General features: G+C 52.5%; 8 protein-coding genes. 3 read left to right on the top strand and 5 right to left on the bottom strand.

Annotated elements, in window-relative coordinates:
• The first annotated feature begins 66 nt into the window (after nucleotides 1-66).
• Nucleotides 67-1095, top strand: a complete 1029-nt coding sequence (locus OGV85_RS10740; RefSeq protein ID WP_061548240.1) for a Mal regulon transcriptional regulator MalI — start codon at nucleotides 67-69, stop codon at nucleotides 1093-1095.
• 47 nt (nucleotides 1096-1142) lie between these two features.
• Here OGV85_RS10740 and OGV85_RS10735 read toward each other — a convergent pair whose 3' ends face one another.
• On the bottom strand, nucleotides 1143-2651 hold the full coding sequence (locus OGV85_RS10735; protein ID WP_003028973.1) for a YdgA family protein: 1509 nt from the start codon (nucleotides 2649-2651) through the stop codon (nucleotides 1143-1145).
• A 106-nt stretch (nucleotides 2652-2757) separates the two neighbouring features.
• On the bottom strand, nucleotides 2758-3933 hold the full coding sequence (gene manA, locus OGV85_RS10730; RefSeq protein ID WP_032949235.1) for a mannose-6-phosphate isomerase: 1176 nt from the start codon (nucleotides 3931-3933) through the stop codon (nucleotides 2758-2760).
• Between the two features lie 262 nt (nucleotides 3934-4195).
• On the opposite strand from manA, the gene fumB reads away from it, so the two are divergent.
• Nucleotides 4196-5842 carry a class I fumarate hydratase gene (gene fumB, locus OGV85_RS10725; protein WP_061548241.1) on the top strand — a complete coding sequence of 549 codons (1647 nt, stop codon included), beginning with the start codon at nucleotides 4196-4198 and terminating at the stop codon, nucleotides 5840-5842.
• 141 nt (nucleotides 5843-5983) lie between these two features.
• The gene (fumC, locus tag OGV85_RS10720) at nucleotides 5984-7387 is read left to right on the top strand and encodes a class II fumarate hydratase (RefSeq protein ID WP_003028966.1); all 1404 of its coding nucleotides are present in this window, start codon (nucleotides 5984-5986) and stop codon (nucleotides 7385-7387) included.
• Here the strand turns inward: fumC and tus are convergent.
• From tus to OGV85_RS10705, 3 genes are all read right to left on the bottom strand, one after another.
• Nucleotides 7384-8313, bottom strand: a complete 930-nt coding sequence (gene tus, locus OGV85_RS10715; RefSeq protein ID WP_061548242.1) for a DNA replication terminus site-binding protein — start codon at nucleotides 8311-8313, stop codon at nucleotides 7384-7386. The two genes, fumC and tus, sit on opposite strands and share 4 nt — an antisense overlap.
• A gap of 73 nt (nucleotides 8314-8386) precedes the next feature.
• Complete coding sequence (rstB, locus tag OGV85_RS10710) at nucleotides 8387-9688, bottom strand: two-component system sensor histidine kinase RstB (protein ID WP_003028962.1); 1302 nt, start codon at nucleotides 9686-9688, stop codon at nucleotides 8387-8389.
• 423 nt (nucleotides 9689-10111) lie between these two features.
• Nucleotides 10112-11092 (bottom strand): IS5-like element ISKpn26 family transposase, encoded by a 981-nt coding sequence (locus OGV85_RS10705; protein WP_000019450.1) that lies wholly within the window; start codon nucleotides 11090-11092, stop codon nucleotides 10112-10114.
• Between the last annotated feature and the right edge of the window lie 70 nt (nucleotides 11093-11162).

Genomic DNA, 11162 nt, shown 5'->3' with positions numbered 1-11162 from the left:
GCGTATAAATATAAGTGATTGATAAAACGTTTTATCCGTCACGTAATCAGGGAGTTTTCCGTTTTTATGGCTATAGCCAAAAAAATAACCATCCATGATGTTGCGCTGGCCGCGGGCGTTTCGGTCAGTACTGTCTCATTGGTGCTTAGTGGAAAAGGTCGTATTTCATCCGCGACAGGCGAACGCGTGAATGCCGCTATTGAGCAACTCGGTTTTGTGCGTAATCGCCAGGCATCGGCGCTGCGTGGCGGGCAGAGCGGGGTAATTGGTTTGATTGTGCGCGATCTTTCTACGCCGTTTTACGCCGAGTTGACGGCGGGTCTGACGGAAGCATTAGAAATGCAGGGGCGCATGGTCTTTTTATTACATGGTGGCAAAGATGGCGAACAGCTCGCGCAGCGTTTCGCTATGTTGCTAAATCAAGGAGTTGATGGTGTGGTGATCGCCGGGGCTGCCGGCAGTAGCGACGACCTACAACAACTGGCCGCCGATAAGGGGATTCCGGTGGTGTTTGCGTCTCGGGCAAGCTACCTGGATGATGCCGACACCGTCAGACCTGACAACATGCAGGCTTCGCAATTGCTGGTTGAACATCTTATCCGCCACGGGCATCAGCGAATCGCGTGGTTGGGGGGGCAGAGTTCCTCATTGACTCGCGCAGAGCGTGTCGGCGGCTATTGTACGACGTTGCTAAAGTATGGTTTACCGTTTCATAGCGACTGGGTGCTGGAGTGTTCATCCAGCCAGAAGCAGGCCGCAGAGGAGGTAACCGCGCTGTTACGTCGTAACCCAACGATCAGCGCTGTGGTGTGCTACAACGAAACCATTGCCGTTGGCGCCTGGTTTGGCCTGATGAGAGCAGGGCGTCAGAGTGGTGAAATTGGCGTAGATCGCTATTTCGAACAGCAGATCTCCTTAGCGGGATTTGCCGATGTAGCGGAAAATGCACTGGACGATATCCCCATTATTTGGGCCTGCACGCCTGCGCGTGAAATGGGATATACCCTTGCTGAGCGCATGCTGCAGCGCATTGGGCACGATGATGGTCATTCGCGTAACCTGACGCTTTCCGCCCGTCTGGTGGTGGCCAAATAAAAAAGGCCCGATAAACACACGGTTATCGGGCCTGTTGTCACGCGTATTTACTGTTGCGGGATAGCCGGGGCATCCGGTTCGCCAAGAGAAGGCATACCGAACATGCCAACAAACTCATCCAGCGGCATTTTTTGTCCGTTTAACGTAACCTGTCCGTTTGCGTATTGCAGGCTGGAGCCGATGACGTTGTCCTGCATCGTTGTAATACGGAACATCTGACCCATTGCCGCCAGGCCATTCACCTGTTGCTTCGCAAGATCGGCCGCTTGCTCCTGCTGATAGCCTTCAATTTTGGCGATCTGCGTCATGAACTCAGTCGCCATATCGACCGGAATCGTCAGCTTGGCATCCAGTGATTTGACCGAACGATCCACTTCCTGAGCCAGCGTTTGTGGTTCCTCAGTATTTGCTGTCGGATCTTTTAGCAGCAGTGACAGATTAAATGCGGTTTCACCTTTCGCATTTTTCCAGCTCAGCGGGGCAATGGTGATAACCGGCTCGCCTTTCATCAGTATCGGCAGCGCATTGAAGAAAGCTTCGGTGACTTTTTGCTGATAAAGCTCAGGATTTTGTACCACATCGATCTGCGCCATCAGCGCCTTGGTTTGGGCGCTATACTGCTGACTGAACTGATGCAGGGCTTCACCGTCAATCTGGGCAACTTTCAGCGTCAGCTTACCGCTACCCATATCCTGGCCCTGCAATTTAAGGCTGTTCAGCGTGTAATCCAGCTGGCTGTTGACAGTTTTACCGTCGTTAACCAGATCGGATTTGCCATCGATACCCATGCCTTCCAGAACCGCCAACTCTTTACCCTCGACCGAGATCGATAGTTTTTCGAGTGACAATTTCTGGTCGCCGATGCGCTCACCAAAGCTGGCAATACTGCTGGAACCCTCAGTCTTCAGATTATTGAAAGTCATTTGTACTTTCTGGTCATACTCGTTGACCGCATTGACCACGCCGCTTTGCGCATTGCCTGTCAGCGAGACAGCGTTACCTTCTTTGTCTGCGGTAAACTGGAATTCCCCGCCGCTGAAGGCTACTTTTTCGTCGCCTTTCTCGTAGTTCAGTGGTTTAAGGGAAAGATCGGAACGGGTATCGCCGCTGTAGCTGATACGGGAGTTGATGACAAATGGCGACTCACCCTTGGCAATATCAAACAGCGGTTTGGTAACGTCGTTATTCACCAGCGTCGTTTTCACGGAGGCCATAGCCGGAACCAGATTCAGTGACTTCAGTTGGGCCAGTGGGAAGGGACCGTGATCCACCGTTTCATCCAGGACAATACTTTGCCCCGGTTTCAGCCAGGAATCTGCCTGCCCGGCTATTGGTTTCACCACCAATTGCAGTTGGCTATTGAACACCCCGCGCTGGTAGTTTTGATAACTCAGTTCAATACCCGCCTCAGGGGAGAAACGTTTTAACTGATCGTTTGCCTGCGTCACCATCTCGGCGAGATGCGTTTCAAGTTTCTTACCTGTGTACCAGGCGCCGCCCGTCCAGACGATACCCAGCGCAACCACCACACCCGCAGCTACCAGCGATTTTTTCATTTCGATATCCATAAAATAAAACCAGGCGTTTTAAGACGCCTGGAGGAGTGACATGTCTTTAACTCACTACAGCTTAGCAAGAGTTGTTAAAAATATCAGTATCTTGCTAAAGCTTGTTATAAACCCGGGCTAAACGACCTGCGCCACTGATGTTAACCGGCGATTCATTCGCGCCAATAAAGGCCGATTCACCCGGTCGCAGAACCAGACGTTGCTCGCCTTTGCTCAGTACAGCTTCACCTTCGATGCAGAACAAAATGGCCGCACTTTGCTGGCTGATATCTGCGCCACTGGTAGTAAGCTCATGCAGGGAGAACGCAAAATCGTCAACCGGGATCGGGAAATCCAGTTCGCCATCAGACTTAACCGGCGTGGTCAGTAACTGGTTTGCTGGCTTGGCGACAAACTGCACGTTGGCGACCAGTTCCGGGATATCAATATATTTTGGCGTCAGTCCGGCACGCAGCACGTTGTCCGAGTTAGCCATCACCTCAAGCGCCACACCTTGCAGGTAAGCATGCGGGGTTTCGGCAAATAAGAACATAGCTTCGCCGGGATTGAGTTTCACCACATTGAGCAGCAGCGGGGAGAAGAGCCCACTGTCGTTCGGGTAGACGTCGGCGATCAGACGGATGGTTTGCCAGGGTTCACCCTGCTGGCTGTTCAGCGCTGATTTCAGGATCGCCAACGCATGGGATTTCTCCTCATCCTGCATATTCAGCAAGCTGGCGAAAAGATAGCTCAGACGTTCTGCACTCGGCTCTTCCAGGAAATGCGCAATAGCCGGATGTGCGGCGGAGACGGGTTGTAACAATGCAACAATGTCAGAGAACTCGCGGAATGCGTTCATCGCCAGGAAAGGCGTCAAAGCAAAAACCAGTTCCGGTTTGTGGTTAGGATCTTTGTAGTTGCGCTCAGCCGCATCCATCGGAATCCCTGCGGCGTTTTCTTTGGCAAATCCAATTTCAGAGTTGTGCTTGTTAGGATGAACCTGAATCGAAAGCGGTTGTGCAGCGCAGAGCACTTTAAACAGGAAGGGCAGCTCACCAAAACGCTGCGCAACGGCATCGCCCAGCAGTGCGGATTTATCGTGCTCGATAACGTCGCGCAGAGCAACCGTCTGGCCGTCAGCGCCCAGAACCTGCGAACTGCTTTTCGGATGCGCACCCATCCACAGCTCAGCCATCGGTTGCTGAGTGGGGTTGGCAATGCCATAGAGTTCCGTTAACGCCGTTTTACTTCCCCAGGCGTAGTTTTGCACTGAGTTGATGAGTTTTTGCATTATCAAGCCCTGTTTCAATGTGGAATTTTCTACGGCTATTAAACCAAGAAACCCTGAGGGAAGTAACCTGCACATGTAAAAAGTCGTACTTGTCTCAGTTTTTGTTAAAAAAATGTGTAGGATATGGAGACTCGCTTTTAATACCCTGAGTGATTCCGGTTGCAGACAGCCCTTCCTTCTACAACCGGATCTGCGGCAGGGAAGCAGGGCAACGGAACATCTGCCCAGAGAATAACCAGACCGAGCAGTAAGTGAGAGCACAATGTCAAACAAACCCTTTCATTATCAGCATCCTTTCCCCCTCAAAAAGGATGATACCGAATACTATCTGCTGACCAGCGACTATGTCTCTGTTGCCGAATTTGAAGGGCAGGAGATTGTTAAAGTCGCGCCACAAGCTTTAACCCTGCTGGCTCGTCAGGCCTTTCATGATGCGTCGTTTATGCTGCGTCCCGCACATCAACAGCAGGTAGCCGATATTCTGCGCGACCCGGAGGCCAGCGAAAACGACAAGTATGTGGCCCTGCAATTTCTGCGTAACTCTGACATCGCGGCAAAAGGCATTTTGCCGACCTGTCAGGACACCGGAACCGCGATTATCGTGGGTAAAAAAGGTCAGCGTGTCTGGACCGGTGGTGGCGATGAGGAGGCGCTGGCTCGAGGCGTCTATAACACCTACATCGAAGACAACCTGCGCTATTCACAAAACGCAGCGCTGGATATGTATAAAGAGGTGAACACCGGCACCAACCTGCCAGCACAGATTGATTTGTATACCGTCGACGGCGATGAATACAAATTCCTGTGTATTGCCAAAGGTGGCGGTTCGGCGAACAAAACCTATCTGTACCAGGAAACCAAAGCGCTGCTCACGCCGGGCAAATTAAAAAATTACCTGGTTGAAAAGATGCGTACGCTGGGTACTGCGGCTTGTCCGCCGTATCACATTGCGTTTGTGATCGGCGGAACGTCAGCGGAAGCTACGCTGAAAACGGTGAAACTGGCTTCGGCTAAATACTACGATGAGCTGCCGACCGCAGGTAACGAACATGGGCAGGCATTCCGTGATGTGGAGCTGGAAAAAGAGCTGCTGATTGAAGCGCAGAATTTGGGGCTGGGCGCGCAGTTTGGCGGGAAGTACTTCGCGCATGATATCCGCGTGATCCGCCTGCCGCGTCACGGCGCGTCGTGTCCGGTTGGTATGGGCGTCTCTTGTTCTGCTGACCGTAATATCAAAGCCAAAATCAACCGTGAAGGTATCTGGATCGAAAAACTGGAACATAATCCAGGTAAGTACATTCCAGAAGAGTTGCGTCAGGCGGGAGAGGGCGAAGCGGTGCGCGTTGATCTCAATCGTCCGATGAAAGAGATCCTGGCCCAGCTGTCGCAGTATCCGGTCTCTACGCGTTTGTCACTCAACGGTACAATTATTGTTGGCCGTGATATTGCGCATGCGAAACTGAAAGAACGTCTGGATAACGGTGAAGGTTTGCCGCAGTATGTTAAAGATCACCCGATCTATTACGCCGGTCCGGCAAAAACGCCGGAAGGCTACGCCTCTGGTTCGCTTGGCCCAACCACGGCCGGACGTATGGACTCGTATGTTGACCAGCTTCAGGCCGCTGGTGGGAGCATGATTATGCTGGCGAAAGGCAACCGTAGCCAGCAGGTGACCGATGCTTGCCATAAACATGGCGGCTTCTATTTAGGCAGTATTGGCGGCCCTGCCGCGGTGCTGGCCCAGGGCAGTATCAAGAGTCTGGAGTGCGTGGAATACCCGGAACTCGGGATGGAAGCCATCTGGAAAATTGAAGTGGAAGATTTCCCGGCGTTTATCCTGGTGGATGACAAAGGCAATGATTTCTTCCAGCAAATTCAGACGTCGCAGTGCGCACGCTGCGTTAAGTAACGTCAACCGCCCTTCGGGGCGGTTTTTTTTACCGCACGAACCACCAAACGACAGTTTTATCCTCGTTAATACTCATAAGACCAACGCAAGTGGGCAATGTCGAAACATAACCTAATCAACTGTTAATGTAAGGAGCAGGTAATGGTAACGGTACGCCGCGAGAATGATTCAATGGGGGCGATTGATGTTCCTGCCGATAAGCTTTGGGGCGCGCAAACCCAACGTTCACTGGAACATTTTCGTATCTCTACGGAGAAAATGCCGGTCTCGTTGATCCATGCGCTGGCGCTGACTAAACGCGCCGCGGCAAAGGTTAACCAGGATCTTGGGCTGCTGGCGGAGGATAAAGCCAGGGCTATTATGCAGGCTGCAGATGAGGTGTTGGCAGATAAACACCGCGATGAGTTCCCGCTGGCCATCTGGCAAACTGGGTCCGGCACGCAAAGCAATATGAACATGAACGAGGTGTTGGCAAACCGGGCCAGCGAGTTGCTGGGCGGCGTGCGGGGGATGGAGCGAAAAGTACACCCCAACGATGATGTCAATAAAAGCCAAAGCTCGAACGATGTCTTCCCGACCGCAATGCACGTTGCCGCACTGCTGGCGCTGCGTAAATCACTGATCCCTCAATTAAATGTGTTGACCAAAACGCTCAGTGATAAGTCCCACGCTTTCGCCGATATCGTTAAAATTGGTCGTACACATCTGCAAGATGCAACTCCACTTACGCTTGGCCAGGAGATTTCCGGCTGGGTAGCAATGCTAGAACATAACCTCAGACACATTGAAAACAGCTTACCACACGTGGCGGAGCTGGCGTTGGGGGGAACCGCTGTAGGTACCGGACTGAACACTCATCCCGAATACGCCCGCCGGGTTGCGGATGAACTGCGGGTCATCACCTGTGCGCCGTTCGTTACCGCACCGAATAAATTTGAAGCGCTCGCCACCTGCGATGCCCTGGTTCATGCTCACGGCGCGCTAAAAGGACTGGCAGCGTCGCTGATGAAAATCGCCAACGATGTACGCTGGCTGGCATCCGGTCCACGGTGTGGTATTGGCGAAATTTCAATTCCGGAAAATGAACCGGGCAGCTCGATCATGCCGGGCAAGGTCAATCCAACCCAGTGTGAAGCGCTGACTATGCTTTGCTGCCAGGTGATGGGCAACGATGTCGCCATCAACATGGGCGGGGCGTCAGGTAATTTTGAGCTCAACGTCTATCGACCGATGGTCATCCACAACTTCCTGCAGTCGGTACGCCTGCTGGCGGACGGTATGGAAAGCTTCAATGAACATTGCGCGACGGGGATTGAGCCTAATCGTGAACGAATCGATCAACTGCTCAACGAGTCGCTAATGCTGGTGACCGCGCTCAATACCCATATCGGTTACGATAAAGCGGCTGAAATTGCCAAAAAAGCCCATAAAGAAGGGCTGACCTTAAAAGCCTCCGCTCTGGCGCTGGGATATCTAACCGAAGCGGAGTTCGACAGCTGGGTACGCCCGGAGCTGATGGTTGGCAGCATGCGGCCAGGCAGTTAATCCGCAACGTACAGGTGCAGCCGGGGAATAATCAATCTCAACGGCTGCGCCTGAGGTTTAAAACGATGCTGAACGTTTTCGGCATCGTAATTAAGTAACTCGCCGATATCCGGTACGGTCATACCGTTGTCGTTATTAAGCAAAGCAATCAGTGGCGTCGGGCAGGCATATTGCACCTGTTTTTGCTCTCCTTTGTACCAGACGCGGGCAATAGGCTGCACTTTTACCGGCCTTTTGATCTTCAGGCGGGCCTGCTGCGGTAAGGCGGCGATATCCTGATATTCGCGTTCAAGCTTCGCCTGCCATTCTTCACGTGTCCAGGGATGTACGCTGCGCGGTGACGTCAGGCTTTTTTCCAGTTGCTGCAGTACTTCATCGCGTTTCAGGTTTTTAATGATGTGCTTATTAGCCCAGCCAAATCGTAGGGTGGCAGGATCGCGGACTACGGTTAGCGTACGATAGGCATTCAGAGTAATCAGCCCTGGCAGATGACGATGCACCCATTCGAAACGTGCTGCCGGCGCCAGCCCTGATTCCACTGTAACAATGCGCTCGAAGGTGGTTTTCAACTGGTTTATACGCTGGATTTGTTCTTCCAGAGTACATTGCGCCGCGTTATCAACCTGATAGCACAATACACCCGGTAGGCGGAAGGCCGCTTTGCTGCTGCGGTTTTCGGACTGCTGCTGAATAAACAGGTGACGGTAATGGAGCAGTGCCAGCGCTTCAGCCTCTTTGCCTAAATGCTGCTTAACATTAATGCTCTGCAGAGGGGCATGCTCTGCCTCTTTAGCCACTTCCGGTAACGAGAATACGCGCGCAATCAGCAGCGTCTGCTGCAACAGGTTTTCGTTCAAAAGTGCCAGTTCTTGTTCCATCTGGCGAAAGGTGCCGTTCAGGCGGTCAACAAGATCGTAACGGGCCATAGGTTTACCATTTTAGTTACAACATACTTTTTTATAGCACAACCTCCACCACCTGACCACCGAGCAGAATAGGTCAGGCAGCTGAGATTTCGGGAATGTTATGCCAGACGGGCCAACGGAAAGTAAACCGGGCGCCGCCAAGTTCACTTTCATCACAGACGACCGTCCCCCCCATAGCCAAAGCAATTGAGTGGACGATGGCTAACCCAAGCCCACAACCCCCGGTTGCCCGGTCACGGCTGGGGTCAAGGCGTACAAACGGTTCAAAAACCTGTTCGCGAGCGTCTGGTGCAATACCGGGACCGTCGTCTTCCACTACCAGCGTGGCTTGATTGCCGTTCAGCAGCAGACTGGCTTGCACTGTAGATTGGCAATAGCGCAGGGCATTGTTCAGCAAATTATCCAGGACCCGCTCCATCAGGCGCATATCCAACGCGCCGTAGTCGCCAGTTTCGAGATGACGTAAGTGCACCGTACGGCCAGGATTCACGCTTTGCACATCCTCCAGATGGGTTGTCAACCAAACAGGCAGGTCAGGTACACTGAGCTTCAGTTCATTTTGCGGGCGATCCAGGCGGGCGTAGGTCAGTAACTCTTCGATCAACGCTTCCAGTTGGCCGATATCACGATTAAGCGCCTGAGATTCCTGCCCGGTGAGGTTATCACTCATTTCCAGCCGGTAACGTAAACGTACCAGCGGAGTACGAAGCTCATGGGCAATACCATCGATGAGCTGTTTTTTACTGGCGATCAGCGCATTGATATTGTCGGCCATTTGGTTAAACGCTACGCCCAGGCGCTCAAAGCTGGAACCGTTGTCAAAATGAAGGCGTTCACTCAGATGTCCTTCACCAAAACGTTGTGCGGCGGATTCGAGTCTTAGCATTTCTTGCCAGTGTGGACGCATCCAGATCAGTACCGGGAAGGCCAGTGAGATAGCAATAAACGCCATCAGCGCGATGTCCAGCAGGCGCATTTGATGAAGAAAATAGAGGTAAGGAACCGGGCCGACTGCCAGCACATAATGGCTGCGAGGAATGCGTTGAATAAAGGTGTATTGATCGTCAAGAGCCACAATATCGCCTTCGCGCAAACGCTGCATGGTTGGGGCATCCAGTGTGTACTTATTCAGCGGTTCAACACGCAGGTCAAATGAGAGGTTTAAGTCCATTTCCTTCAGCGTCTTACCCCAATCGCGTGGCGGGATTTCGCGTAGTTCACTGCGCATCAGGTACAACGAGCTTTTCATCAAATCGTCGAGCGACTGTCTGCCTGCGCGTTCTGCGGTGAATTTGTATACCAGGCCGACCAACAGGGTCATCACCAAAAAGCAGACAAACAGCAGGAGGTAAAACTGCACAAACAGTTTCTTCATAAAAATCACCGAACGCTCAATAAGTTAGCGAGTTCTCGTGTCCCTCAGGGGAAAAGGGGCACAGCAATATCCGCCGATGCGTGGGAGCAGAAAGGTTATCTGATCACCATCTGGCGTGTTTATCCAGGCAGAGTACACTGTATAACTCTTTTCTGCATTCTTATGGCCCCTACGGGGGCGAAATGACCTTTCGCTTGATAACGCATTGCTTTGTACGCGGTAAGTTAATCAAAATCGGGATGGTGTTGTTCTGGCGTATGTTACGACCGCACCTAAGGAAGGTGCGAATAAGCAGGTCATTTCTTCCCAAGCTGACTCGCTGATTAAAATTTCGCGGATCTGGGCCGATTTTTTTCCCGCAAACACATCGAATCAGCCTATTTAGGCTATTTTTTCCACCATTTCTGGCGTTATTTCCGGTTTTTACTGAGATCTCTCCCACTGACGTATCATTTGGTCCACCCGAAACAGGTTGGCCAGGGTGAATAACATCGCCAGTTGGTTATCGTTTTTCAGCAGCCCCTTGTATCTGGCTTTCACGAAGCCGAACTGCCGCTTGATGATGCGAAACGGGTGCTCCACCCTGGCACGGATGCTGGCTTTCATGTATTCGATGTTGATGGCCGTTTTGTTCTTGCGCGGATGCTGCTTCAAGGTTTTTACCCTGCCGGGACGCTCGGCGATCAGCCAGTCCACATCCACCTCGGCCAGCTCCTCGCGCTGTGGCGCTCCTTGGTAGCCGGCATCGGCTGAGACAAATTGCTCCTCTCCATGAAGCAGATTACCCAGCTGATTGAGGTCATGCTCGTTGGCCGCGGTGGTGACCAGGCTGTGGGTCAGGCCACTCTTGGCATCGACACCAATGTGGGCCTTCATGCCAAAGTGCCACTGATTGCCTTTCTTGGTCTGATGCATCTCCGGATCGCGTTGCTGCTCTTTGTTCTTGGTCGAGCTGGGTGCCTCAATGATGGTGGCATCCACCAAAGTGCCTTGGGTCATCATGACGCCTGCTTCGGCCAGCCAGCGATTGATGGTCTTGAACAATTGACGGGCCAGTTGATGCTGCTCGAGCAGGTGGCGGAAATTCATGATGGTGGTGCGATCCGGCAGGGCGCTATCCAGGGATAATCGGGCAAACAGGCGCATGGAGGCGATTTCGTACAGGGCATCTTCCATGGCACCGTCGCTCAGGTTGTACCAATGCTGCATGCAGTGAATACGCAGCATGGTCTCCAGCGGATAGGGCCGTCGGCCATTGCCCGCCTTGGGATAAAACGGCTCGATGACAGCGGTCATATTCTGCCATGGCAGAATCTGCTCCATGCGGGAGAGGAAAATCTCTTTTCGGGTCTGACGGCGCTTAGTGCTGAATTCACTATCGGCGAAGGTGAGTTGATGGCTCATGATGTCCCTCTGGGATGCGCTCCGGATGAATATGATGATCTCATATCAGGAACTTGTTCGCACCTTCCCT

The sequence above is a fragment of the Citrobacter sp. Cf132 genome (genome assembly GCF_030333885.1).
GTDB lineage: Bacteria > Pseudomonadota > Gammaproteobacteria > Enterobacterales > Enterobacteriaceae > Citrobacter > Citrobacter freundii.
Note: the sequence above shows the minus strand (reverse complement) of the source record. Positions and strands in the feature narration are given on the sequence as shown.

Bases quoted from the DNA above. Each gene is read 5' to 3' on its own strand.
- OGV85_RS10740 (WP_061548240.1), top strand. From the start codon at position 67: ATGGCTATAGCCAAAAAAATAACCATCCATGATGTTGCGCTGGCCGCG.
- manA (WP_032949235.1), bottom strand. From the start codon at position 3,933: ATGCAAAAACTCATCAACTCAGTGCAAAACTACGCCTGGGGAAGTAAA.
- fumB (WP_061548241.1), top strand. From the start codon at position 4,196: ATGTCAAACAAACCCTTTCATTATCAGCATCCTTTCCCCCTCAAAAAG.
- tus (WP_061548242.1), bottom strand. From the start codon at position 8,313: ATGGCCCGTTACGATCTTGTTGACCGCCTGAACGGCACCTTTCGCCAG.
- OGV85_RS10735 (WP_003028973.1), bottom strand. From the start codon at position 2,651: ATGAAAAAATCGCTGGTAGCTGCGGGTGTGGTGGTTGCGCTGGGTATC.
- rstB (WP_003028962.1), bottom strand. From the start codon at position 9,688: ATGAAGAAACTGTTTGTGCAGTTTTACCTCCTGCTGTTTGTCTGCTTT.
- fumC (WP_003028966.1), top strand. From the start codon at position 5,984: ATGGTAACGGTACGCCGCGAGAATGATTCAATGGGGGCGATTGATGTT.
- OGV85_RS10705 (WP_000019450.1), bottom strand. From the start codon at position 11,092: ATGAGCCATCAACTCACCTTCGCCGATAGTGAATTCAGCACTAAGCGC.